Genomic DNA, 24,478 nt, shown 5'->3' with positions numbered 1-24,478 from the left:
TGGTGAAGACGGTAAACGAAGTATATAACAGTATTACAAATGCCACCCTGACGGGCAACGGTGACATACAAATTACCGGCATTACTGCGGATTCTCGCGAAGTAAAAAAAGGAAGTTTATTTATTTGCTTAGTGGGGGCTCACGTAAACGGACATAACTATATTGATAAGGCGGTACAAGCAGGAGCGGCAGCCGTCTTGGTATCCGAAGATGTGAAGGTTCCTACGGAGGTAGCGGTTATTCGTGTCAACGATACGAGAAAGGCAATGCAAGAGTGCGTGCCTTATTTTTATGAATACCCGGCGAACAAAATGCGAATGATAGGTGTAACGGGAACGAACGGTAAAACGACAACAACGCATATTATCGGACATATTTTGCGTAAACAAGGATATAAGGTAGGTATTATCGGAACGGTACATGTGCTCATCGGAGATAAAACGTATCCTATTCATAACACGACACCGGATGTAGTCGATTTACAGCATATATTGGCACAGATGGTAGAAGAAGGGGTGACACATTGTGTAATGGAAGTATCTTCCCACGCCTTAGCATTAGGACGTACGGCCGGTGTAGAATACGATACGGCAGTATTCACTAATTTGACGCAGGATCACCTGGACTTCCATCATACCTTTGAAAATTACTTGGCAGCTAAATGTAAGCTTTTTGAACAGGTAAGTGCCACCAATCAGCATAAAGGGAAAAAAGGTGCCGTTATTAATATTGACGATCCTTACGGAAAACGTGTTATGGAAAAGAACTCGGCGCCGCTGATTACCTATGGTACGGAAGGTAGAGGTTCGCTGGAAGCTTCTCATTTGACGATTACAGCTAAGACGTCGGCGTACGATATAGTATGGGATGGTACTACGTATCATAATCATATGCGTATTACAGGCTTGTTTAATGTATATAATACATTGGCGGCAGTAGGTGCTTGTCTTAACGAAGGCATAGGTATGGATGCTATTATTCAGGCATTGAGTGATTTTACAGCTGTGCCGGGACGATTTGAGCTTATCGAAGAAGGACAACCTTTCGCAGTGGTAGTGGATTACGCACATACACCGGATGGATTGGAAAATATATTACAAACAGCCAAGAAGATTGTTGAACATAGAATTTTGGTTGTCTTTGGTTGCGGCGGTGACCGCGATGCAACAAAGCGGCCGATTATGGGACGTATTGCTGCACAATACGGTGATGTTGTATTTGTTACCTCGGATAATCCGCGTACGGAAGATCCGGTACAGATTGTAAAGGATGTAGAGGTAGGTGTAAAAGAAGGCCTTCGTGATGGTGTACGCTATGAGGTTATCGTCGATAGAGCAGAGGCTATTCACAAGGCAATTGCCCAAGCACAGGCCGGTGATGTTGTTATTATTGCCGGTAAAGGACATGAAGATTATCAGATTTTGAAGGATAAAACAATACATTTCGATGACCGCGAAGTTGCTCGAGATGCTCTTAAGGAGAGATAATCATGGCTGAATTTACATTGCAGGAAGTCATTGAAGCTACCGGAGGAAATTATTCGGGAACAGCAAGAAATGATACGATGTTTACGCATATTTCAACGGATACTCGAGCTATTGAGACCGGTAATTTATTTGTGGCATTAAAAGGCGACACCTTTGATGGTCATGATTTTTTAAAGACCGCCAGAGAAAAAGGTGCTACCGGTGCCATTGTTGAGTATGGGCGAGGTATAGATGGTCTCGTTTGTATTGAAGTCGATTCCACGCTGCAAGCATACCAGGATCTTGCTCGATATCATCGGCGCCGTTTTACGATACCGGTAGTTGCTGTAACCGGTTCATCGGGAAAAACAACAACTAAAGAAATGATTGCTGCTGTGTTGGCAACAAAGTATTCTGTTTTAAAGACTGAAAAAAACTTTAATAATGAAATTGGTTTGCCTAAAACATTGTTACAGCTTACTGATAAGCATGAAGCATGCGTAGTGGAAATGGGGATGCGTGGTTTGGGGCAAATTAAAGAGTTGGCTGATATTGCGGAACCTACGATAGGGGTCATTACCAATGTGGGGACCAGTCATATTGAACTGTTAGGCTCACAGGAGGCCATTGCTCAAGCGAAAGGTGAATTAATCCAAGCCATTAAAGAGGATGGTACCGCGATTCTTAATGGTGATGATAATTTCGTTAAAGCTATGGACGGCCTTACTGCGGGGAAAACGATTTATTATGGTATACACCGGCCGGCTACGGTGCAAGGTGTCCAATTAAAATATCGGAAGGACGGGATAGGATTTACTTGTCGGTGTTTTGATGAAGTATTTCCTGTAACCTTACCGATGATTGGGGAACACAATGTATACGATGCGTTAGCGGCAATTACCGTAGGACGTGTTCTCGGTGTGCCATCGGCAAAGATTGCCAAAGGGTTGGCAGCGTTTGCCGGTACACCGATGCGTCAGGAAATCGTATCTTTCCCGGATTTTGTTATTTTGAATGATGCGTATAATGCAAATCCGGCATCGATGGCAGAGTCGATTAGAGCATTAGGACAGCTGGAAGGCAAACGAAAAATTGCTATGCTAGGTGATATGTTGGAACTTGGTGGATACACCAAGGAAAGTCACCGTGAGGTAGGACGCTTACTGGCAGAAGAAGGGTATAGCGCAGTCTTCACCTTTGGTGAAGCAGCAAAATACATAGCAAAAGCAGCTAAGGAAGCCGGTGTGCCAATTGTTAAGCCATGTACCAGCCATATGGAAATGGCTAACGAATATTTGGAAATGGCCGTAAAGGGCGATGTTATTTTGGTAAAAGGCTCGCGCGGCCTGCGGATGGAACGGGTAGTACAGGAACTAAAAGAACGGTAAAATATATTGCATTGTAATCGGTTATGTACTACTATATATAGCGGTGCTTTTTCGTGGTACCATGGCTATCACTATGTTCAATGCAAGAATAAGGGAGCGAACCTGATAAAATGATTTTACAATTGATATATACGTTTATTTTTACATTAGTTGTTACGGTAGTGTTGGGACATTTTGGCATTCCTATGTTGCGACGATTACATGCACAGCAAAGTATACGTGAGGAAGGTCCGAAAAATCATCAAGCAAAGGCGGGGACCCCAACTATGGGTGGGCTCTTTATGATGTTGGCTCTCATCATTGGTGTGCTATTCATGGCTCCGTTGAGTATTACAACAGGAATTTTGCTGTTTCTGACATTGGGTCATGCACTCTTAGGCTTTAGTGATGATTTTATTAAGGCTGTTAAAAAACGTAATCTGGGACTAACAGCTAAACAAAAATTGGCAGGTCAGTTGGTGATGGCAGCTATTTTTTGTTACATTGCAACAGAATACATAACTCTGCCTACGACAGTATGGATTCCTTTTGTTGATACTACCGTAGATATCGGTGCGTTCTATTACTTCTTAGTATTTATCGTTATTGTAGGTACGACGAATGCAGTTAATTTAACGGATGGGCTTGATGGCTTGGCAGCCGGCACAGGTGCGATTGCGGCAATTTCTTATGCGGTTATCGGTTTATTGGCAGGTCTGCCTAGCGTAGCTTTCTATGGCGTAGCACTCTGCGGTGCCGCCTTGGGATTTTTGTATTACAATATGAATCCTGCAAAAGTGTTTATGGGCGATACCGGATCGTTGGCACTGGGCGGAGCGTTTGCCGGCATGGCTATTATGACAAAAACAGAGTTATTACTTGTGATTATCGGGGGCATTTTCGTTATGGAAGCGCTTTCGGTTATTATACAGGTGGCTTCTTTTAAAACGCGAGGTGTTCGCGTCTTTAAAATGAGCCCGATTCACCACCATTTTGAATTATCCGGATGGGGTGAGCAAAAGGTAGTAACACGTTTTTGGTTGGGCGGATGCATATGCGCGATTATAGGATTGGCTGTGTATGTCGTGCAATGTCAATGAAGTCATTAGCTGAGCAGGTGAAATTATGGAATATAAAGGTACACATATTTTAGTATTGGGAGCCGGTGTTAGCGGCATTGGCGTGGCACATATTGTGGCCGGATTGGGAGCTCATGTAGTTTTAAACGACTATAAGCAAGTTTCCTTTGATAAAAAAACGGAACACCTTTTGGAAGAATCCGGTGTCGAGGTCATTACAGGCCGCCAGGATTTTTCATTACTAGATGGAGTAGAGCGTATCATCGTTTCTCCGGGAATTGCGCTGACAATTCCTATTTTGGAAGAGGCGAAGCGTCGCCATATAGAAATTGTTGGCGAGGTGGAACTGGCCTATGAAATTTCCAAGGCTCCCATATTGGCCGTGACAGGAACTAACGGTAAGACAACGACGACTACATTGTTGGCTGAGGTAGTAAAAGCAGCAGGCAAGCCGGTATTTGTCGGTGGCAATATTGGTCTGTCTCTCAGTGAGGCTGCCCATAAGGCAACGGAGGACGGGTATGTGGTAGCGGAATTATCCAGTTATCAGTTGGAAAGCAGTGTCACCTTCCGGCCTAAAGGTGGCATCATGCTAAATATTACGCCGGATCATCTGCAGCGACATAAGACAATGGAAGCCTATCAATATGCGAAGGAAGCTATTTTCCGTAGACAACGGGCTGACGATTTTATGGTTTTGAATATAGATGATCCTATAGTGGCCGATATGGCCATGCGTGTACCTGGCAAAGTTCTCTCAATCAGTCAACAGCGGCGCGTAACAGACGGTGCATTTTTTGAAAACGGCGTATGTTATGCCGTACAAAACGGTAAACCGGATCCGGTAGTCACTGTAAAAGAGATTCATATTCCGGGAGCCCATAATGTAGAAAATATTTTAGCGGTTGTTGCCCTGTCCTATGCACTAGGCTTTTCTAAAGAGAGCATTGCATCAGCCATCGATAGTTTTAATGGGGTGGAACATCGTATAGAAAAAGTAACGACCTATAAAGGTGTTACGTACTATAATGATTCAAAAGCTACAAATACCGATTCGGCTATAAAGGCATTAGATGCATTTCATCAGCCGGTGATTCTGTTGGCAGGTGGTCATGATAAGATGACTCCCCTGGAAGACTTTATAGCTAAGGTAAAATCGAATACAAAAGCCGTAATTTTCATGGGTGAAGCAGCCGATCGATTTACACAAGCCGCTATAACAGCAGGCGTAACGAATATATACCGGGCCGACTCTATGGAAGAAGCAGTTACTATGGGGGCTGATTTGGCTACGGAAGGAGATGTGGTACTGCTGTCGCCGGCATGCTCCAGTTTTGATTGGTATCATTGCTTTGAAGAACGAGGCGACGATTTTAAGCAATGTGTGCATGAAATGGCAAAGAAGGGGGCTACGGAATGAAACGGGTAATCATATCCGGTGGCGGAACCGGAGGTCATATCTATCCGGCGATTACTATTTATAAAGAAATAGCGGCTATGACAGAAGCTGAGTTTTTGTATATTGGTACGGAACGTGGCTTAGAAGCTTCTATTGTACCTAAAGAAGGATTGCCGTTTCGCACGTTACCGGTTCAGGGGTTAGCTCGCAAGCTGTCTCTCCAAACCGCGGTGACACTAGGAAAATCGGTGGGATCTTTGTTTATGGCCAACAGTATTATTTCCGAATTTAAGCCGGATGTGGTTATAGGTACCGGCGGTTACGTGTGTGGTCCTATATTAATGGCAGCAGCATTGCGTAAAATACCTACATTAATTCAGGAGCAGAATGTAATTGCCGGCATTACCAATAAAATTCTCAGCCGTTTCGTCGATGTTGTGGCTGTAGGCTATGAAGAAGCGGCAGCATCATTTAGTCATTGTAAGCGCGTTATTTACACAGGTAATCCTGTGCGACCTGAGGTCCTTATTGATTCGCGCTCCGATGGCCGGCGCCATTTTAAATTAGCCGATTCCGACTTTGCCGTTTTAATTGCCGGCGGATCGCGCGGTGCACGTAGTATAAATAATGCTATGATAGAGGTGCATCGCCATTTTAAAGATAGAAAGGGTATTAAACTCATTCATGTAACCGGAAGTGCCGAATACGATCGAGTGCTAGCAGAATTGGGTGCCGAAGATGGCAACTCTTTCAGTGAGTCGTCGTTAATTTTGTCATATTTGCATGATATGCCAAAAGGCTTGGCAGCAGCGGATTTAGCCGTGTTCAGAGCCGGAGCGGTAGGTCTGGCTGAGTTGACCGTACGCGGGATACCTTCTATCTTGATACCGTATCCCTACGCGGCAGAGGATCATCAGACATATAATGCACGTTCGTTGGTAACAGCCGGAGCGGCGCGTATGATTGTGGATAAGATGCTTACCGGTGAAGATTTAATCGGAGAAATAGAATACTTTTTAGAAAATCGAGAAGAGTTGGCGCATATGGCGTCGGAAGCCAAGGCATTGGGACGACCGAATGCGGCAAGAGATATTGCTCAATTGGCATTGGAAATAGCAAAATAAATGTGAGGAGCGAATGCGACCATGTTGGATGGTATACATAAAATTCATTTAATCGGGATTGCCGGATCAGGCATGCGGGCAATTGCGAATATACTGATTAGTCAAGGATTTCAAGTGTCCGGATCGGATATCAAGGAGTCAGCTGTAACGGAACGTTTCCGTTCTATGGGAGCGACAATTCATATCGGACATAAGGCAGAATATGTAAACGGTACGGATGCAGTGGTTCGTTCGACAGCTATTCATGACGATAATCCTGAGTTGATGGCAGCAAAGGAAAAAGGAATTCCTATTCTTCATCGTTCGGACATCGTAAAAGCTGTACTTGATGTTACGACCGGTATCGCAGTGGCCGGTGCTCATGGCAAGACAACGACTACATCCATGTTGGGACAGATTTTTGTGGAAGCCGGTGAGGATCCTACCGTTATTATCGGTGGCGAAGTAGATTACTTGAAAGGCAGCAGCCAATGGGGGAAAGGCAAGTACAGTATTGCGGAAGCTGATGAAAGCGATGGTTCTTTTCTTAAACTGCGACCGAAAAAAATTGTTGTAACTAATATTGAGAATGACCATATGGATCACTATGGGACCATTGAAAATTTGCATCGTGCGTTTGCACAATTCCTATCCGTATTACCTAGTGACGGAGTAGCTGTAGTTTGTGGTGATAATGCAGCGATTCAATCTATTATTCCTCAAGTAGAACGACGCTTTATCACCTATGGCCTAGGTGAAAATAATGAGTATCGTGCACTGAATATTCATTATGAAAAGGGAAAACTTGTGTATGATATTGCTTTCAAAGGGAATGTTATCGGTCAAATGGTATTACGCGTGCCGGGTACTCACAATGCACTTAACTCGTTAGCTGCTTTTATTATGGCGAAAGAATGCGGATTGGATGCAAAAACTATTTGTGATGCATTATCTCACTTTACAGGTGCCAAACGTCGTTTCGAAACGAAAGGACATACGGCAGGCATATGGGTGGTTGATGATTATGCACATCACCCTACGGAGATTAATGCGACCTTGCAAGCAGCTAAGGCCTTGGAAGAACATCGGGTGATTTGTTTATTTCAACCACATCGTTACACGCGCACAAAGTTGTTGCTTTCTGAGTTTGGGAATGCATTTAAAGCAGCCGATAAAATTTATATGACAGATATTTATAGTGCCGGAGAAGATCCTATAGAAGGCATTGACGGTATGTCTATTCCTACTATGATTAAGAAAACAACGGGACAAGACGTATGCTATGTGGCAGATATAGAAGAACTGCCTGCCCGTGTAAAAAGCGAATTACGTCCCGGGGATTTGGTAATCACCATGGGAGCCGGTTCGATTAATCAATACGGTCCTAAATTGTTGGCACTATTAGGAGACGATAATAAATGAAAGACAAAAAAATTGTTGTATTAATGGGTGGCCCTTCCAAGGAAGCGGAAGTATCTCGTCGGACAGGGGCTGCCATTGCCGAAGCATTGCAAAGCATCGGTTACAAGGCTGAAACATTGGAACTTCGTCCGGCACATGTAGTTGAAGATATACGTGCTGTAGGCGGTGATGTCGTGTTTATCGCTCTTCACGGAAAATTTGGTGAAGACGGGGCTGTACAGGGAGCACTTGAAATGGCCGGCATTCCTTATACCGGTTCAGGTGTTATGGCACATGCGGTAGGAATGAATAAAAAAATCAGTAAAGATGTATTCCGCGGTGCCGGTATTCCTACGGCATCATCCGTATCCTACAACGGTGCGGTACAAAGCGAAGAGGAAATTATTGAAGATATTCACCATCGCTTTTCCTTGCCGGTTGTATTAAAACCGGCTACACAAGGGTCGAGTATTGGTGTGGTAATCGTTAAAGATGAGTCTACATTGGGAACAGCGGTGAAAGAAGCATTATCGTATGACCCAATCTTGGTAGTGGAAGCATACTTGGACGGTCGGGAATTTACGGTATCCGTATTGGATGGTAAAGCATTGCCTGTCATTGAAATCAGACCGCACTCCGGTGAATATGATTACGCGTCTAAGTATACAAGCGGTGCTACGGATTATTTAGTACCGGCTCCGATTGATGAAGAATTGACGGCCACCATGCAACGTATTGGTGAAACTGTATTTAAAGAATTACAGTGTAGCGGAACTATTCGCGTAGATGTTATGACAGACAGCCACGGTGATGCGTATGTGTTGGAATACAACACGATACCGGGAATGACGGCTACCTCGTTGGTGCCTAAAGCCGCGGGCGCATTGGGAATTGACTTTCCTGCATTATGCGAAAAAATATTACAGTCTGCAGGCTTAGGAAAATTCTAGGAGGATAGGGTCGCCCATGAGAGAGTATAAAGGTGGTAACAGCCAGGGCGAACGTCAGTCTGAGCGACCCTGGCAAGCAGTAACGGCTCCGGTAGTGTCTTTTGCCGAAGAATTGCGTAGACGTGGTGTTATCGTTGCCGGTGTTAATGACGACACTACGTTATCATCATCCGGTTCGGTTGCGATGACGGAGGATGACGGGCACTATAGGAATGGCGAATTTCCTGAAAACGCCCCTGACTTAGATACTACGCAAACAGAAGCTAATCAAGACAATAGAAGACGAAAAATGACAACGGATGGGCAACGACAAATGCGAAGCGGTGGCGGAACACAGTTTCGAAAAGGCCCGCACCGTTGGCAGAGAAAAGCGATTATCAGTACGATACTGGTTATCATGGTTCTTGCCTTGCTTTATGTATTACCGATTCCTTTGGGAACGATACAAGTAGTGGGCAGTGATAAGGTGACGGTACAGGACGTGATGGCCGCCGGAGATATTCGTTCTCCTGTTAATTTATTGCAGATTAATACGGGACGTTTGGAAGATCGATTAGCAAATGATTTACGTGTTGAAGTTGCCAAAGTTAACTATGTATTTCCTTTAACTCTTCAAGTTAATATCACCGATAGAAAAGCATTAGCGGTAGTAACGACTAAATTCGGATTTGCGTCGATAGATAAGAACGGACAGGTAATTGCTATGGGGCCGGCTATTGAGGATACGGCAGTACCGATTATATCCGGCGTTAAGCTCGGCAATATTTTATTAGGCGATAAGCTTGATAACAAGGCAATTCACGATGCGTTGGTTTACCTGAATGCCTTGACACCGGATGGCTTAAAATCTATTGCCGAAGTCAATGTAGGTGATGAAAATCAGTTGACGGCATATACCGTAGACGGGCTTCCGCTCCGATTAGGTGATGGCTCCGAACTGGTTAAAAAAGCACAGTTAAGCGAAGAAATGATTAAAGATGTGAAAACACGCGGCGTAGCAGCACAGTATTTAGATGTAAATGTTACGTCACCGTTTATTAAGGTGCAATAGATAGGAAAGGACAAGCATTGAAGCAAGGACGTTGGGCCATTGCGGCGGTAAGTATGGTATTGGGAATCATGTTGGTTACTCAATACAGAATGACTCAGACCATTACAGAGAATAATGTGCATTTGCAGCGAGCCGGGGACTTGGCGTTACAACTTAATGCGGCGCAAAAAGAGCGCGATGAGTTACGGGCTCAGCTGGAAAAAATAAAAAAAGGTACCACTGATGATGTTAATTCGGATTACAGTGTGTTGAAACAACGGGCCGGCTTAACTACGGTCAGTGGTACGGGTGTTGTGGTTACTATCAATGATAGTAAAGTACCTGTTAAGGATAACGAAAACCCCAACTTATATTTAATTCATGACGAAGATATTCTGCGCATTGTTAATGAGTTACGTGCCGGAGGTGCGGAAGCCATTGCGATAAACGATCAACGACTAATCGGTGTATCGGAAGTTCGATGTGCAGGGCCGACAATTATGGTTAACGGCAAAGTGTTTGCACCGCCTTTTGTTATAAAGGCAATTGGTGATCCCAAAACATTATCTGCAGCACTTACGATGCGAGGTGGCATTGTGGATACATTGAAATATTGGGGCATTGAGCTAAAAATCCAAAAAGAAAATCAAGTAGTAGTACCTGCCTTTAATGGTACCTTTCGAGAAGAGCATTTGACGGCTGTAAAAGAGGGGGCGACTACATGATATATGTATATATAGTGTTGGGCCTGATTGTAGGTATCAGCTTAGGTTCTATATCGCCCTTGGAAATTCCGCCGGTATATGCCAAATATACATCGGTAGCATTATTGGCCGCTTTAGACAGTGTGTTTGGCGGAACCAGGGCTGCCTTGGAACGCGTATTTGACTTGTCCATCTTTTTGACAGGATTCTTTTCTAACTCGTTGTTGGCAGCGCTACTTGTATTTTTGGGAAACATTGTCGGTATTGATTTATACTATGTAGCATTAATCAGCTTTGGTTTACGACTCTTTCAAAATACGGCGGCGATACGACGCTTATTGCTTTCGCGCCGTACAAAATGAGGAATGACTACTGGAAAAAGTAGGGGCGATAATGATATAATGTAAATCAGAATGCAATTATAAAGTGGAAAAACTTTGAAATCTATTGTAAAATAGACTAAACAAACTATGGCAAGTATTGTGTGATAATGCAGCGTTAGCAAACGCGGCTACAATACTTGTAATATCCTGCGGAAATAGGAGGAGGATCTTAGATGTCGGAATTCGCAAATATTAAGGTAATAGGTGTAGGTGGCGGCGGAAGCAATGCCGTAAACCGCATGATTGATAGTGGCCTTCAGGGTGTTGACTTCTTAGTGGCCAATACAGAAACACAGGCATTGGATAATTCTAAAGCAGATATTAAGATTCAATTGGGTGAAAAGCTTACAAAAGGCTTAGGTGCCGGTGCAAATCCTCAGGTAGGGGAGGAAGCAGCACAGGAAAGTCGCGAAGAAATAACTAAGGCACTTCAGGGTTCCGACATGGTATTTGTTACTGCCGGCATGGGTGGCGGTACTGGTACCGGTGCTGCACCGATTGTTGCCGAATGTGCCCGTGAAATCGGTGCTTTAACGGTAGGCGTAGTAACGAAGCCGTTTACGTTTGAAGGTAAACGTCGTCGTACACAGGCGGATAAAGGTGTTGAAATGTTGACTAGCAAAGTAGACACGATTATCGTTATTCCGAATGATAAATTGTTACAGGTAGTTGATAAGAAAACCCCGCTTAATGAGGCATTCCGCACGGCGGATGACGTATTGCGCCAAGGTATCAAGGGTATTTCTGATTTGATCACTGTACCTGGTTTAATCAATCTTGACTTTGCTGACGTAAAAACCATTATGACTAATCAAGGTGAAGCCTTGATGGGTATTGGTGTAGGCGAAGGTGAAAATCGTGCTGTTGATGCTGCTAAGATGGCTATTAACAGTCCTTTGCTTGAAACTTCTATTGAAGGTGCAAAGGGAATTCTTTTGAATATTACCGGTAGCAGTGACTTGAGCTTGTTTGAAATTAATGAAGCAGCGGAAATTATTTCCGAAGCTGCCGATCCGGAAGCAAACATTATCTTCGGTTCCGTTATTGACGAAAATCTCGGTGACCGTGTACAGATTACTGTAGTAGCTACCGGATTTGGTGCTTCTCACAATCCAGGACCGGACTTTGGCGGAAACCGCGCTAAACGTCCTATGTCGACGGGAGGTCTCGAAATTCCTACGTTCATGAAACGGTAGGAGTTTCACAGATATCTGTGAGAAGAATATATTTTTATATTGTGTAGTAGTGCTTGGAGGGATACCCGATGAATAAAACATTACTTTTGAGTGCAGTAGTGACTGCTACGGTGACCGGTGCAGCATTTGCGGCTTCCGTTCCGGTGACAGACATTAATGCAGGCCAGAGTAAGGTTGCCGTAGAATACAGCTTTGCTCAACATGCTGAGGGCAACGGCGGTTCCAACGATGGGTTTGGGGCCTCTCTAGCGACTGGTTTGTCCGATAAATTGGCATTGCAGTACGAATACAGCCGTGTTAATCTTGACAAAGGCGGCGATGTGAAGGATCATCGCTTAGAAGCTGTATATAAAGTAAGCAAAAATGTTAATTTATATGGGGCAGGTACATATCTTAGAGCCGATGGTGAACATGAAACCGGTTTCCAAGGTGGCGTAATCGGTCACGTTCCTTTAGCAGATAACTTAAAAGGTTTTGCTAAGGTTGGCTTTGGTAATGATATTAAACAAACGTATCAGATTGGTGCTACTTACGATTTGACGAACGATTTAGGCCTTAACGTATATTATCAGTATGATAAATATAGCGTTGATGGTAATGACAGCGATATTAAAGGCTTACATGCCGGTTTAGGCTATTCGTTCTAAGTAGGATTGGCGAAGAACGCTGAGATTACTTTACAAAGAAGAAAGGCTCCCGAGTACGAGTTGAACTTGTGCTTGGGAGCTTTTCTTTATATTTTATAGTTTGCTCTATATTGTATACAATATTTTTTTATAAAAATGTAAAAAACATGGCACTTTTCATGGTTTATCCCTTGTATAGTGTATATATTTAGGCTATTATAAATATAGATTATTGCTATAATGGATAGGAAGGTGTAGGACATGACTATGAGTATGGCGGCTACGCACGCGAAAGGCAAGAAAGCAAAGGATAATATTTTTGTTATGAATTCACGTGCGCAGGAAGACGCAAAAAAAATCGGTAAGGAAAACGTATTGAATGGTACCTTAGGTTCTATTTTGGACGAAAACGGGGATATCGTTTTCTTGAAAACCGTAGAACATGAATACCTTAATTTACCGCGCAACGAATACGTAGCCTATGCTCCGATTGCAGGCTTGCCGGAATTTTTGGATGCAGCAATCAGTGAATGCTTCGGTGAATCGAAACCGGATGCATATCTTGAAGCGGTAGCGACAGCCGGCGGTACAGGTGGCATTCATCACTTGGTACATAATTATACGAATCCGGGGGATACAGTGTTGACTGCTGATTGGTATTGGGGCGCTTATCAACAGATCTGTGGCGATAATCATAGAACATTAGATACATATCAACTCTTTACACCGGATAATACGTTTAATTTTGAAGCGTTTAAAGCAAAGGCTACAGAGATAGCTGCGAAACAGGAAAATGTAGTATGGATTTTTAATACACCGGGGAACAATCCTACTGGCTTTAGTTTAACCGAAGAGGATTGGGACAAAGTAATTTCTTTTGCAAAGGAATTGGTTGCCAAAGGGAAAAACAAGGTGATTATTGCTTGCGATGTAGCATATATTGATTATTCCGGAGAAAAGCAATCGGTACGGCGCTTCTTTAAAAAATTTGGCAACTTGCCTAAGGAGATTCTTGGTGTTGTTTGCTATAGCTTATCCAAAGGATTTACCATGTACGGTCAGCGTGTAGGCGCGATGATCGGTATTACTTCCGATAAAGATGTACATGAGGAATTCCATGAAATTAATCAATTAACGTCTCGTGCAACTTGGTCTAATATTTGTAGACCGGCTATGCGCACGATGGCAAATATCGTACACGATCCGGCCAAGTTGGCAGCGTACGAAAAAGAAAGAAATGAGTATTGCCGATTAATTAACGAACGAGCACAGATTTTCGTAGAGGAAGCAAAAGAAGTCGGATTGCCTTGTTTACCGTATTGCGGCGGTTTCTTCTTAACGATTCCGACGGAACATTCTAAGGAAGTTGTAGAAGAATTAACTAAGGAACATGTATATGTTATTCCGTTAGGACATGGTATACGTGTTGCGGCATGCAGCATTCCGAAGCGCCAGATGAAAGGTTTGGCAACGACGATGCATACGATTATGAAACGATTGGGGTATTTATAATGAATATAACGGTTACCGATGCTAACGGCACAGCTGTAACCGTACCAAGTGGGACGACAGTAGGTGAGGTAGCTCGCCTACTGCCGTTTTTTACTACGGAGAATGCTGTGCTAGCAATCATACATAATGATATTTGTGATTTTCAGACGGCCTTGTATGAAGATGTAACGATACGATGGTTACCTCTGAATACGCGAGAAGGATTTATGGCGTATCAGCGAAGTCTTATCTTACTGATGGTGCGCGCGGTAAATGATGAATTTCCGGGAGCTACTGTTAAAGTGTTGCATACACTGGGCAATGCCTTATATTGTGAATTAATACATACGAACGGACGTAGTGCCGGTTACGAAGATATACAGCGCATACAGAGAAGAATGCGTCTAATCCAGCGTGAGGAACCGGCCATAAAAAAAGAATTTATGTCTAAAAGCGATTGCTTACGCTATGTGCGTAAGCATGGAAATGATTTTGATTGTAAAATCCTGGAATCTCTGGATTTACCGGAAATAACGTATTACCAAACGGGAAAAACGGCAGATTATTATTTTGGTCCTATGGTCCCTGATTTTTCTTATTTGCGTTACTTTTCGTTAGAATTATACACGCCGGGATTTTTACTTCGCTATCCTGATTGGGAGCGACCGCGTGAATTGGCAACATATAAAGAGGTTCCTAAATTTGCAAAGGTGTTTTTGGAAGCTAAAGAGTGGGGGCGTATGCTCGACTGCAGCTATGTAAGTCAGCTAAACGATCACATTCATGACGGTAGTATTACAGAGATTATCGATTTGGCCGAAGCACTCCAGGAAAAGCGTCGGGCACAGATGGCAGACTATGTAGTTTCGCAGAAGCCGGCGATTCGTTTAATTTTGGTAGCCGGGCCATCCTCGGCGGGAAAGACAACCTTTACCAAACGTTTTTGTACACAACTCAAGGTCAATGGATTGCGTCCTATCATGCTATCCTTAGATGATTATTTTGTGGAACGCGCCTACACGCCACGCTTGCCTGACGGAAGTTATGATTTCGAATCGATTCATGCAATTGATGTAGGATTTTTTTCACAACAACTATTGGCACTGTATGCCGGTGAAGAAGTACGACTGCCACAATTTAATTTTTTAACCGGTACCCGTGAATGGCAAGATAAAACTGTTCGGTTAACGCCGGGATCGCCTGTTGTTGTGGAAGGGTTACATGCATTGAATGATGATCTCAGTCGCGTCGTGCCGCGCTATGAGAAGTGTAAAATTTATTTAGGGGCGTTAACGCAGTTGGCGATTAATGATCATAATCGTATTTCTACATCCTATACACGTTTGGTGCGACGATTGGTGCGAGATCACCAATTTCGCGGACATGGTGCGGAATGTACATTGGAAATGTGGGACAATGTGCGACGCGGCGAGGAAAGTAATATCTTCCCCTTCCAAGAAGATGCGGATATGATTTTTAATTCTGCCTTATTATATGAGTTGCCGGTGCTGAAGGGATTAGCTGTTCCTTTATTGGAAGCGATTACCCCGGAGAGTCCGTATTACTATCAGGCACATCAGCTGCTTCGCTTTTTATCACCTTTCAAGGTATTAGATCCCAGCTATGTACCGAGTAATAGTATTTTAAAAGAATTTATTGGTTAGGACACGATACATATATTTAGTTTACGATATATATAATGTAAAAATATATTACGTGTAAAATATGGTAAATGAAAAATATAGTATATGCAAAGTAGGATAACTTTAGAATATGGCAAATGTGAAATAGTAAGTATTAATAGTATGTAGTAAAGGTAGAAGGCAGTACATATAAAATGTGATAGGTGTAAGACGAAGTAACTGTAAAGATATGATGTAAGACATAATAAAAAATAAAAATCTAATAATAAAAGAGGAACACAGGAGCAAGGACTGTTCTAATGAATAAGTGTATACGATGTAATCATTGAACAGCATGCTACTGTGTTCCTCTTATTTTGTTTGTGTAGATTGTTTAGTATTTAATCCTTGATGATGCATTAAAGCCGATAGCAAATGAGTTTTAATTTAATTTTTTAAAACCTACATTATCATAGGTACAATGTCCGGCATCTTCCGGTACTTCATCAACAAACTCAATGGAGTCGAGCTGTTGTTTTACTTGACCGCGAATGAAGTCAAGATAAATTTTGTAGAGTTCTTTCTTTTCGGCTAATTCTTCTTCAGTTAAAGGAATACCAGCCTTTTTCTTTTTTGCTAATTCGTTAATACGTTGTAATGTTTTATTTATATTCATTATCAGGTTACCCCCCTTATTAATAGATATATACTGCTATTATAGCATGGACGTCAAGCCTTTATCTCATCTATGCATAATGTGTAGCTTTTATCGACAAGGAGTGATATAATCGTGGAGAAATACATTGCATCATTCAAAGGAGTTGTACATGAGAGTAACAAAGGCGATAAAGGCGGAGCAGATTCGGATTTTAGAAGAAACGTATCCGGACGCGAAGCCGGCGTTGACGTATAATAGTCCGTTTGAATTGCTGGTAGCCGTGGTTTTATCGGCACAGTGCACGGACGAACGAGTGAATATCATCACAGCGCGTTTATTTCCGACGTATAGCAATCCGGCGGATATGCTGGCGTTGGGTGTTTCTAAATTAGAAGTGTTAATTCGGGATTGCGGCTTATACAGAGCAAAGGCAGCTAATTTGATTAAAACTTGTGATATCTTGGTGCATACCTATCATGGTGAAGTGCCGGAGTCCTTTGATGAGTTAATCAAGCTACCCGGTGTGGGACGTAAAACGGCAAATGTTTTAGTTTCTGTTTTATTCGGTGTCCCTGCCATTGCCGTTGATACACATGTGTTTCGTGTATCAAACCGGTTGGGCTTAGCAAAAGGGAAGACGCCGGAAGAGGTAGAAGAAAAATTAAAAAAGGCGATTCCTATGGAAAAATGGAGTGCCGCTCATCATTGGCTGATATGGCACGGCCGAAAAATATGTAAAGCGCGTAAACCGTTATGCGGGGAGTGTCCGTTGGCACCGGTGTGTCCATCGGCAGATAAGGAGGCATAAGAATGACAAAGGAAATTGAGTCGTTAATTGCACGTTTTGAGGCCATCGGCTTACGAGGTGTCGCTATCATCAACGAGTTATTGCGTTTCCGTGCATTGGACCAAATGATCAGTGCCAGCGCAGAGGTACGTGAATGGGGCATTACGGCGGACAAATTATATACATTGGCAAAACAGTCTACGGAAGAGGAGTTTGGTCCTGTTACGTATTCGGAAAATGATTTTGGTACCTTGTACGGTCCGTCCTTTGCGGTAGAGCTGATGGATGTTATCAGTGAAACCGGTTATTTGGAAGGTATCGATGCAGGACGTCAGTGGACGGTACCTATGAAGGATATTATCGAAGAGCATAGGCATACAGACGGAATTATTTTATTTGCGTATATTGAAGAGTACGCAGCATTGGCGGAAGATATCCTGCAGGAGCTTCCGGCGGATCGCTTAATTTTTTACACACCGTCGGAAAGCTGTTATGCATTATTTAAAAAATTATATCCTTTGGCACCGATTACCAATGAATGGCCGGAAGATGTTATTTTCGACCATATCGTAGCGGCGTCGACAGGAATTTTCCAAGCTCCGGTGAAGATGATGGAGGAAGTGGCCTCCCGTGTTATGAACATCACCGAAGTGGGAACAGTGCATTACTTTATACCGCTGGCAGCAGTACAAGATCAGGTGGGCATGAATCGCATGGCCATTCAGTACATGCTGTTGCAGCGTCGCTTGGAAAGTGTGCGCGAATGGGCACCTCTAGGGGCGGTAGAATTTTTCTACACAAATCGAGATATCAAAAAGGTTGCACTGGAAATCAGAGAAATTATGAATGACTCTTGGCGGAGCACGCCGTTTATTGCGTTGCCTCATGAAGTACTGGCATCCATGGACACCTTCTCGGTTGTACAATACGGTTTATCTTTGTGTGGTTTCATTCCGGCGTTAAACCCGCAGGATACGGCTATGGGCGATGATGGCTTTATGAAAAACGACGGCCGCTTGCCTTTATATATGCGCCGTGTATTTGAAGCATACAAGGCAACGCGCCTTGAAGTGGAACGCAAAAAAGGGCGTGTCGATTTAAAAATCACGCAGGTAGAAGGTTTGGCACCGGACACGGCTATGAGCGAAGAACAGTTTGCTACAGCGGTAGCTGCTGAATCCAAGGATGATGGCGTTGCATACTGGATGTTTACGAATCCTGTGGCTGCTTATATCTGGTATGCTTATTTCAAAAGCGAAGAAGGCAGTAAGATATTGACGACGTTATCCCATATGGTTCTTACAACGGAAGCATTGTTACAGCTTATGGGCAGTTGCCGACGTCGAATTATCAAAAAAGATGCATTGGCAGTTTTGGAAGAACGTTTCGAAAAGGGACGCAGTGCCTACAAGGACGCACTGGCTCAAGCAGATGCAACATGGGGTGCGGAACTGGAAGCAATGGCGCAGGTAATCTTGCCGGAAGCACCGGAAGTACCGGCGGAAGACACCGATAATAAATAACCGATAAAGGAGATTGATAGAATGGCAGTCGTTAATTTTGAAATTTTTAAAGTATTGGGGACGTTGTCAGAAAATAAAGATGGTTGGAAGAAACAGCTTACTTGCACCAGTTGGGGCCGTTACAATCCAAAGTTTGATTTACGTTCTTGGGACAGCGAATATACGGGCATGACAAAAGGTGTCACATTGACGCTGGAAGAAATTTTAGCATTGAAAGAGTTACTGAACTCCGTTGATTTAGAGCAGGCTATGCAGGAATCTTTTGAAGAACGGGCTGCTGCTAAAGCGGCAGCTAAAGCAGCGGAAAAGGCAGAAGAAAAAAGCGAGTGATGACTTGCATTACAGATAACTGTATGATACAATCATTAAGTATAGTTTAGTCAGTGGAAAGAGGTGTTACAGAATGAAAGAAGGAATTCATCCGAATTATGGTGAAGCTACCGTAACTTGCGGTTGTGGCAATACCTTTAAAACCGGTTCCGTGAAAAGCGATCTCCGCGTAGACGTTTGCTCCAAATGCCATCCATTCTTTACCGGTCAGCAGCGTGCAGCGCAGGCTCGTGGTCGTATTGAAAAATTCAACAAACGTTACGGTAAATAATTATCGCAATGTAATTATACAAATTATACGGCAGAGCCTAGGCTCTGCCTATATTTGTTTGAGAGAGGAGTTCTCGTGAAGCAAAAGCGGATTAAAAAATTTGTTGGAGGCCAGGCAGTCATAGAGGGCGTTATGATGCGTGGCCCAAAATATACAGCGACAGCTGTTCGAGAACCGGACGGCGGCATTGTGGTAGATACGACTCCGACTACATCTTTAGCGGAGCGCTACCCTATACTCAAGCAACCGTTGCTACGCGGTTGCTTGGCATTGTATGAATCACTGACAATCGGGATGAAGGCGTTAGCCTATTCAGCCAAAGCAGCCGGCGAAGAAGAGGAGAGTATGTCCAATAAGGATATTGCCATTACTATGGTGGTGTCTACCTTATTTGCTATCGGACTCTTTTTGGCTTTGCCCACCTTTGTAGCCAAGTACATACCGGGCATTGGAGATAACCATATTGCATTGAATTTAGTAGAAGGGGTTATCCGATTAGCCTTGTTCTTAGTGTATATTTGGGCTATCGGGCTTACGCCGGATATAAAACGCGTGTTTCAATACCATGGAGCAGAGCACAAGGTTATTCACACCTATGAAGACGACCAGCCGCTTACCGTGGAAAATGTACGCAAGCATTCACGGTTGCATGCACGGTGCGGAACAAACTTTTTGCTTATTGTCATGGTAGTAAGTATTATTGTGTTTGCATTTTTAGGCTGGCCGAATTTATTGGAACGCATTGTGTCCAGAGTGTTGTTGATGCCGGTGGTAGCTGGTATTGCTTATGAAGTGATACGATGGGCAGGACGCAGTGACTCGGCAGTAGTAAAAGCACTTATCGGTCCCGGCTTGTGGCTTCAGTACATGACAACGCGGGAGCCCGAAGCAGATCAAATCGAAGTGGCTATTCGCGCGTTAGAAGCCGTGCGCCCGTCCGAAGAAGATGCCTACGAATATATATAAATAACCGAAAGGGGTAACGCACCGATGATGTTGGTGGATAAATTACAAGTAATAGAAGATAAATATATGGATTTGGAACAGCGCATTAGCGATCCGGAAGTGATTGCACGTCAACAGGAGTGGCAAAAGCTGACGCGCCAGCATGCGGGGCTGACGGAAACGGTAGAAACGTTCCGTGAGTACAAAAAGGTGCTGACCGGAATTGACGAAGCGCTGGAAGTGTTGGAAGATAAAAGCATGGATGAAGAATTTCGAGAAATGGCGCAGGAAGAACTTAAAGAGTTAAAAGAACGACGCCAAGAATTGGAAGATAAGCTTCATATCTTATTATTGCCTAAAGACCCGAATGATGATAAAAACGTTATCGTGGAAATTCGTGGCGGTGCAGGCGGTGATGAAGCGGCATTGTTTGCCGGTGATTTATTCCGTATGTATACTAAATATGCGGAAGCGCAAGGCTGGCGCTGCGGAATTATTGATGCTAACGAACCTGAATTGGGCGGTTTTAAGGAAGTCGTATTCTCTGTTGATGGTGACAGCGCATACTCAAAATTAAAATTTGAAAGCGGTGTTCATCGTGTGCAGCGTGTACCGGAAACTGAATCGTCCGGTCGTATCCATACATCGACGGTAACCGTGGCGGTATTGCCGGAAGCGGAAGACGTAGACGTAGAAATTAATGATAAAGATTTACAAATCGATACCTATTGTGCCAGTGGCGCCGGCGGTCAGCACGTTAACCGTACGGAATCGGCAGTGCGTATTACGCATAAGCCGACAGGGATTGTTGTTGCCTGTCAGGACGAAAGGTCTCAATTAAAAAATAAAGATAAAGCCATGCGCGTATTGCGTGCAAAATTACAGGATAAGGCGGAACAGGAAGCAGCGGCCAGCGTAGCTGCTGACAGAAAGAGCCAGGTGGGTACCGGCGATCGCAGCGAACGTATCCGCACATATAATTATCCGCAGGGACGCGTAACGGATCACCGAATCAACTTAACTTTATATAAGCTGGATGCCGTGTTGAATGGAGATTTGGAAGAACTCATTCAAGCGTTGATTACCGCTGACCAAGCGGCAAAAATGCAGGAGGCAGATGCGAATGAATAAGGAGCTGTGGACCATAGGTCGCTTGCTCCAGTGGACGGAGCAGTATTTTCGTAGCAAGGGGATTGAAAGCAGTCGCCTTGATGGGGAAGTGCTGCTTTCTCATATATTGGGGCAGGAACGAATTTACTTGTATGTCAATTACGATAAGCCGCTGACTAAGGAAGAATTGGATGCGTTCCGTCCTTTGGTGATGAAACGAGCAGAAGGATTGAGCGTAGCAGCCATTATTGGTAAAAAGGAATTTATGGGTCTCATGTTTAATGTATCTGAGGATGTGCTTATACCGCGTCCCGATACGGAAACATTGGTAGAGGATATACTGTCTCTTCTCGACAAGGATACGGAATACCGTTTACTCGACGTATGTACCGGTCCGGGAACTATTTTGTATAGCTTGTTGCATTATCTGCCTAAATCTACAGGTATGGGACTTGATATTTCGAAAAAAGCACTTCAAGTCGCAGCTACCAATCGACAGCAATTGGAGTTAGAAGAACGTGCCAAGCTTTGTGTATCCGATATGTTCGGTGCACTGCGCGAATTAGGGGGTTATGAAGAAAGCTTTGATGTCATCACATCGAATCCGCCGTATATACCGACGGCAGAGATTGCCACACTATCCGAGGAGGTTAAACGAGAACCGATGATAGCCTTAGATGGCGGAGAAACGGGACTTGATTTTTATGATATACTGGTAAAAGAGGCACCACTGTACATCAAAAGCGGTGGTTGGCTAGCTGTTGAAATCGGTTGCGGCCAAGAAAATAAGGTAGCCGATATGGCAGCGGCAACCGGCTATTATAGTGACCCCGTATATAACCGAGATATCGCTGGTATTATCAGGGAGTTACGGTGGCAGCGCCTGTAATATGAATTAAAGAAGGTGAGAGAGTTGAAAACTCGAATATACACACATCCGACAGCACAGGAATTGGAGTCCTTAGGAGAGCAGCTCAGGCAAGGTGCCTTGGTAGCCATTCCTACGGAAACCGTGTATGGATTAGGTGCTAACGGACTGGATGCGGAGGCGATGGCTCGCATTTACGAAGCAAAAGGACGGCCTTCGGATAATCCGTTAATTCTTCATGTCCCCGACAGCGAAGCTGTACGACCCTTGGTGAAGAATATCCCGCCGATAGCGCAAACACTGATGGATACATTTTGGCCGGGACCGCTGACGATTACGATGCCAAAATCGGATATAGTACCGGATAAGGCAACGGGGGGATTACCGAATGTTGCTTTGCGCTGTCCGGATCATACCTTGTGTAGAGAATTTTTGCGAGCTGCCGGTGTACCGGTGGCAGCACCGAGCGCTAACATATCCGGCCGTCCCAGTCCGACAACGGCTGAAGATGTGTACCATGATATGAATGGTAAAATTGAAGCAATTATCAATGCAGGTCCATGTACTATCGGTGTAGAATCTACTGTTGTGGAATGCAATGAAGACGGAGTAACTATTTTGCGTCCCGGCGGTATTACGGAAGAAATGCTGGCTAAGGTTGTCGGTACGGTTCGCTACGATGCGGCTTTGGTCGGTGCCAATACGATACCGAAAGCGCCGGGGATGAAGTACAAGCATTATGCACCGGATGCGGCGATGACTACGTATGTGGGAAATGTCGATGCCGTTGTGCAGGCTATCGTAGATCGATTAAAAACTATAGCACCGTCAACGTCCGCAACCGATAAGACGAAGGTGGGCTTATTGATAAGCGAACAATGTTGGCAACGGATGAAGTCACAAGTAGCGACAATGGATTTTGCCGTAAAAGCAATAACTTACGACAGCAAGGAACCGGCACAATCGCTGGCTAAGGAATTATATAGCAGTTTATTACGATTCAATGAATGGAATGCTGATGTGATTATCGCAGAAGGTGTATTTCCGGCAGGATTGGGGACAGCTGTTATGAACCGTATGGATAAAGCCAGTGCCCATCGGGTTATTCGTGTATAACCGATGATTGCTTACGAGAGCAGAAGTAACAATACTAGCAAAAAGAGGTAAGAAGAATGAACGTATTATTTGTATGTACCGGCAACACATGTCGGAGTCCTATGGCGGAAGGATTATTCAGAGCCATTAACGAAGCCAAACATGAAAATCATTTGGCATTGTCTGCCGGATTATTTACAGCGCCGGGTGCGGAACCGACACCGAATGCTGTTAAAGCAGTGGCAGCTGACGTGGATATTTCCGAGCACAGATCGCGTGCGGTATCGCCTAAGTTTATCGATGCCGCAGATGTGGTCATTGGCATGACTACGGATCACAAAAATGTATTGCTTCGTCAATATCCGTTCGATAAGGATAAGATTTTTACACTGGGTGAATGGGCCGGTACCAATGAAGAGGTAGAGGATCCGTTTGGTCAGGATCAAAGTGTATATGATGCGTGTGCAGCTCAAATCAAACAATTATTAGAAAAAGGATGGACTAAGTTAGAGAAATAACGGATAATAGGAATGAGGTACGATATATGGATTGTACCGTATAGGTAGAGCGAATCGAAATCGCACGGGAGGTATACATGAAAATCGCATTAGGCGCCGATCATGGCGGGATTCATCTGAAAGAAACCATTAAGACTTTTTTAACGGAACAAGGTTTTGAGGTAACCGACTTTGGTACTCATTCCGAAGAATCCGTTGATTATCCGGATATTGCCGAACCGGTAGCAAAAGCAGTGGCAGCCGGTGAATATGACCGCGGCATTTTGATTTGCGGCACAGGTATCGGTATAGGCATTGCTGCCAATAAAGTAAAGGGAATACGTGCAGCGTTATGTCATGATTGCTTTTCGGCAAAGGCATCGCGTGAGCACAATGATGCTAATATTTTGACCATGGGTGAACGCGTTATAGGACCCGGCTTAGCCCTGAGTATTGTGGATATTTGGGTACACACCGAATTTAGCGGTGGACGTCATGCAAGACGGGTAGCCAAAATTACTAATTTAGAGGTATAATAGGTAAAATATTCAAATTAGAATATAAGTAACAGGGTAAG

Annotated in this window: 25 protein-coding genes; 24 read left to right on the top strand and 1 reads right to left on the bottom strand. The window is 43.9% G+C overall.

Annotated elements, in window-relative coordinates:
* Positions 1–2 precede the first annotated feature (2 nt).
* From Q5873_RS05375 to Q5873_RS05310, 14 genes are all read left to right on the top strand, one after another.
* Positions 3–1,487 carry a UDP-N-acetylmuramoyl-L-alanyl-D-glutamate--2,6-diaminopimelate ligase gene (locus Q5873_RS05375; RefSeq protein ID WP_288759505.1) on the top strand — a complete coding sequence of 495 codons (1,485 nt, stop codon included), beginning with the start codon at positions 3–5 and terminating at the stop codon, positions 1,485–1,487.
* A gap of 2 nt (positions 1,488–1,489) precedes the next feature.
* Positions 1,490–2,854 (top strand): UDP-N-acetylmuramoyl-tripeptide--D-alanyl-D-alanine ligase, encoded by a 1,365-nt coding sequence (locus Q5873_RS05370; protein WP_288190791.1) that lies wholly within the window; start codon positions 1,490–1,492, stop codon positions 2,852–2,854.
* A gap of 110 nt (positions 2,855–2,964) precedes the next feature.
* Positions 2,965–3,933: a phospho-N-acetylmuramoyl-pentapeptide-transferase gene (mraY, locus tag Q5873_RS05365; protein ID WP_288300962.1), complete on the top strand. Its 969-nt coding sequence runs from the start codon at positions 2,965–2,967 to the stop codon at positions 3,931–3,933.
* Positions 3,934–3,958: 25 nt separating this feature from the next.
* The gene (gene murD, locus Q5873_RS05360; protein WP_303059691.1) at positions 3,959–5,332 is read left to right on the top strand and encodes a UDP-N-acetylmuramoyl-L-alanine--D-glutamate ligase; all 1,374 of its coding nucleotides are present in this window, start codon (positions 3,959–3,961) and stop codon (positions 5,330–5,332) included.
* A complete protein-coding gene (murG, locus tag Q5873_RS05355; protein ID WP_303059690.1) occupies positions 5,329–6,435 on the top strand; it encodes an undecaprenyldiphospho-muramoylpentapeptide beta-N-acetylglucosaminyltransferase in 1,107 nt (368 codons plus the stop codon). Before murD ends, murG begins: the two co-directional genes overlap by 4 nt.
* Before the next feature lie 21 nt (positions 6,436–6,456).
* Positions 6,457–7,836: a UDP-N-acetylmuramate--L-alanine ligase gene (murC, locus tag Q5873_RS05350; RefSeq protein WP_302227159.1), complete on the top strand. Its 1,380-nt coding sequence runs from the start codon at positions 6,457–6,459 to the stop codon at positions 7,834–7,836.
* Positions 7,833–8,765: a D-alanine--D-alanine ligase gene (locus tag Q5873_RS05345; protein ID WP_303059687.1), complete on the top strand. Its 933-nt coding sequence runs from the start codon at positions 7,833–7,835 to the stop codon at positions 8,763–8,765. Before murC ends, Q5873_RS05345 begins: the two co-directional genes overlap by 4 nt.
* Before the next feature lie 16 nt (positions 8,766–8,781).
* Complete coding sequence (locus Q5873_RS05340; protein WP_303059686.1) at positions 8,782–9,816, top strand: cell division protein FtsQ/DivIB; 1,035 nt, start codon at positions 8,782–8,784, stop codon at positions 9,814–9,816.
* A gap of 17 nt (positions 9,817–9,833) precedes the next feature.
* Positions 9,834–10,520, top strand: a complete 687-nt coding sequence (locus Q5873_RS05335; RefSeq protein ID WP_028255764.1) for a DUF881 domain-containing protein — start codon at positions 9,834–9,836, stop codon at positions 10,518–10,520.
* The gene (locus Q5873_RS05330; RefSeq protein WP_028255765.1) at positions 10,517–10,861 is read left to right on the top strand and encodes a small basic family protein; all 345 of its coding nucleotides are present in this window, start codon (positions 10,517–10,519) and stop codon (positions 10,859–10,861) included. Before Q5873_RS05335 ends, Q5873_RS05330 begins: the two co-directional genes overlap by 4 nt.
* A gap of 194 nt (positions 10,862–11,055) precedes the next feature.
* A complete protein-coding gene (gene ftsZ, locus Q5873_RS05325; RefSeq protein ID WP_028255766.1) occupies positions 11,056–12,078 on the top strand; it encodes a cell division protein FtsZ in 1,023 nt (340 codons plus the stop codon).
* Between the two features lie 68 nt (positions 12,079–12,146).
* Positions 12,147–12,725, top strand: coding sequence for a porin family protein (locus Q5873_RS05320; protein ID WP_288190132.1), 579 nt, complete (start codon positions 12,147–12,149; stop codon positions 12,723–12,725).
* 240 nt (positions 12,726–12,965) lie between these two features.
* Positions 12,966–14,216: a pyridoxal phosphate-dependent aminotransferase gene (locus Q5873_RS05315; RefSeq protein WP_028255768.1), complete on the top strand. Its 1,251-nt coding sequence runs from the start codon at positions 12,966–12,968 to the stop codon at positions 14,214–14,216.
* Entirely contained in the window at positions 14,216–15,859 is a 1,644-nt protein-coding gene (locus Q5873_RS05310; RefSeq protein ID WP_303059681.1) for a nucleoside kinase, read from the top strand. The genes Q5873_RS05315 and Q5873_RS05310 overlap by 1 nt, the downstream gene beginning before the upstream one ends.
* Positions 15,860–16,259: 400 nt before the next feature.
* Here the strand turns inward: Q5873_RS05310 and Q5873_RS05305 are convergent, their stop codons facing one another.
* On the bottom strand, positions 16,260–16,493 hold the full coding sequence (locus Q5873_RS05305) for a DUF896 domain-containing protein (protein ID WP_288300969.1): 234 nt from the start codon (positions 16,491–16,493) through the stop codon (positions 16,260–16,262).
* A gap of 151 nt (positions 16,494–16,644) precedes the next feature.
* On the opposite strand from Q5873_RS05305, the gene nth reads away from it, so the two are divergent.
* The 10 genes from nth to rpiB all read left to right on the top strand — a co-directional run bounded on the left by nth (position 16,645) and on the right by rpiB (position 24,437).
* Positions 16,645–17,283, top strand: a complete 639-nt coding sequence (nth, locus tag Q5873_RS05300; protein ID WP_028255770.1) for an endonuclease III — start codon at positions 16,645–16,647, stop codon at positions 17,281–17,283.
* Between the two features lie 2 nt (positions 17,284–17,285).
* Complete coding sequence (locus tag Q5873_RS05295; protein ID WP_303059679.1) at positions 17,286–18,785, top strand: hypothetical protein; 1,500 nt, start codon at positions 17,286–17,288, stop codon at positions 18,783–18,785.
* Between the two features lie 21 nt (positions 18,786–18,806).
* On the top strand, positions 18,807–19,115 hold the full coding sequence (locus Q5873_RS05290) for a YdbC family protein (protein ID WP_303059678.1): 309 nt from the start codon (positions 18,807–18,809) through the stop codon (positions 19,113–19,115).
* Positions 19,116–19,188: 73 nt separating this feature from the next.
* Positions 19,189–19,386: a 50S ribosomal protein L31 gene (gene rpmE, locus Q5873_RS05285; RefSeq protein ID WP_028255772.1), complete on the top strand. Its 198-nt coding sequence runs from the start codon at positions 19,189–19,191 to the stop codon at positions 19,384–19,386.
* A gap of 75 nt (positions 19,387–19,461) precedes the next feature.
* A complete protein-coding gene (locus Q5873_RS05280) occupies positions 19,462–20,352 on the top strand; it encodes a DUF1385 domain-containing protein (protein WP_288300974.1) in 891 nt (296 codons plus the stop codon).
* Positions 20,353–20,379: 27 nt separating this feature from the next.
* Positions 20,380–21,462, top strand: coding sequence for a peptide chain release factor 1 (prfA, locus tag Q5873_RS05275; protein WP_028255774.1), 1,083 nt, complete (start codon positions 20,380–20,382; stop codon positions 21,460–21,462).
* Positions 21,455–22,330 (top strand): peptide chain release factor N(5)-glutamine methyltransferase, encoded by an 876-nt coding sequence (gene prmC, locus Q5873_RS05270; protein WP_303059675.1) that lies wholly within the window; start codon positions 21,455–21,457, stop codon positions 22,328–22,330. The genes prfA and prmC overlap by 8 nt, the downstream gene beginning before the upstream one ends.
* A 24-nt stretch (positions 22,331–22,354) precedes the next feature.
* Complete coding sequence (locus tag Q5873_RS05265; protein WP_303059673.1) at positions 22,355–23,425, top strand: L-threonylcarbamoyladenylate synthase; 1,071 nt, start codon at positions 22,355–22,357, stop codon at positions 23,423–23,425.
* A gap of 56 nt (positions 23,426–23,481) precedes the next feature.
* Positions 23,482–23,922 (top strand): low molecular weight protein arginine phosphatase, encoded by a 441-nt coding sequence (locus Q5873_RS05260; protein ID WP_028255777.1) that lies wholly within the window; start codon positions 23,482–23,484, stop codon positions 23,920–23,922.
* A 77-nt stretch (positions 23,923–23,999) separates the two neighbouring features.
* A complete protein-coding gene (gene rpiB, locus Q5873_RS05255) occupies positions 24,000–24,437 on the top strand; it encodes a ribose 5-phosphate isomerase B (RefSeq protein WP_028255778.1) in 438 nt (145 codons plus the stop codon).
* Positions 24,438–24,478: the final 41 nt, after the last annotated feature.

This window comes from Veillonella magna, assembly GCF_959600285.1.
GTDB classification, from domain to species: domain Bacteria; phylum Bacillota; class Negativicutes; order Veillonellales; family Veillonellaceae; genus Veillonella_A; species Veillonella_A magna.
This window is presented reverse-complemented; position numbering and strand designations above follow the sequence as displayed.

Coding starts and splice junctions, on each gene's coding strand:
- Q5873_RS05370 (WP_288190791.1), top strand. CDS start 1,490: ATGGCTGAATTTACATTGCAGGAAGTCATTGAAGCTACCGGAGGAAAT.
- mraY (WP_288300962.1), top strand. CDS start 2,965: ATGATTTTACAATTGATATATACGTTTATTTTTACATTAGTTGTTACG.
- murD (WP_303059691.1), top strand. CDS start 3,959: ATGGAATATAAAGGTACACATATTTTAGTATTGGGAGCCGGTGTTAGC.
- murG (WP_303059690.1), top strand. CDS start 5,329: ATGAAACGGGTAATCATATCCGGTGGCGGAACCGGAGGTCATATCTAT.
- murC (WP_302227159.1), top strand. CDS start 6,457: ATGTTGGATGGTATACATAAAATTCATTTAATCGGGATTGCCGGATCA.
- Q5873_RS05345 (WP_303059687.1), top strand. CDS start 7,833: ATGAAAGACAAAAAAATTGTTGTATTAATGGGTGGCCCTTCCAAGGAA.
- Q5873_RS05340 (WP_303059686.1), top strand. CDS start 8,782: ATGAGAGAGTATAAAGGTGGTAACAGCCAGGGCGAACGTCAGTCTGAG.
- Q5873_RS05330 (WP_028255765.1), top strand. CDS start 10,517: ATGATATATGTATATATAGTGTTGGGCCTGATTGTAGGTATCAGCTTA.
- ftsZ (WP_028255766.1), top strand. CDS start 11,056: ATGTCGGAATTCGCAAATATTAAGGTAATAGGTGTAGGTGGCGGCGGA.
- Q5873_RS05320 (WP_288190132.1), top strand. CDS start 12,147: ATGAATAAAACATTACTTTTGAGTGCAGTAGTGACTGCTACGGTGACC.
- Q5873_RS05315 (WP_028255768.1), top strand. CDS start 12,966: ATGACTATGAGTATGGCGGCTACGCACGCGAAAGGCAAGAAAGCAAAG.
- Q5873_RS05310 (WP_303059681.1), top strand. CDS start 14,216: ATGAATATAACGGTTACCGATGCTAACGGCACAGCTGTAACCGTACCA.
- Q5873_RS05305 (WP_288300969.1), bottom strand. CDS start 16,493: ATGAATATAAATAAAACATTACAACGTATTAACGAATTAGCAAAAAAG.
- nth (WP_028255770.1), top strand. CDS start 16,645: ATGAGAGTAACAAAGGCGATAAAGGCGGAGCAGATTCGGATTTTAGAA.
- Q5873_RS05295 (WP_303059679.1), top strand. CDS start 17,286: ATGACAAAGGAAATTGAGTCGTTAATTGCACGTTTTGAGGCCATCGGC.
- Q5873_RS05290 (WP_303059678.1), top strand. CDS start 18,807: ATGGCAGTCGTTAATTTTGAAATTTTTAAAGTATTGGGGACGTTGTCA.
- rpmE (WP_028255772.1), top strand. CDS start 19,189: ATGAAAGAAGGAATTCATCCGAATTATGGTGAAGCTACCGTAACTTGC.
- prfA (WP_028255774.1), top strand. CDS start 20,380: ATGTTGGTGGATAAATTACAAGTAATAGAAGATAAATATATGGATTTG.
- prmC (WP_303059675.1), top strand. CDS start 21,455: ATGAATAAGGAGCTGTGGACCATAGGTCGCTTGCTCCAGTGGACGGAG.
- Q5873_RS05260 (WP_028255777.1), top strand. CDS start 23,482: ATGAACGTATTATTTGTATGTACCGGCAACACATGTCGGAGTCCTATG.
- rpiB (WP_028255778.1), top strand. CDS start 24,000: ATGAAAATCGCATTAGGCGCCGATCATGGCGGGATTCATCTGAAAGAA.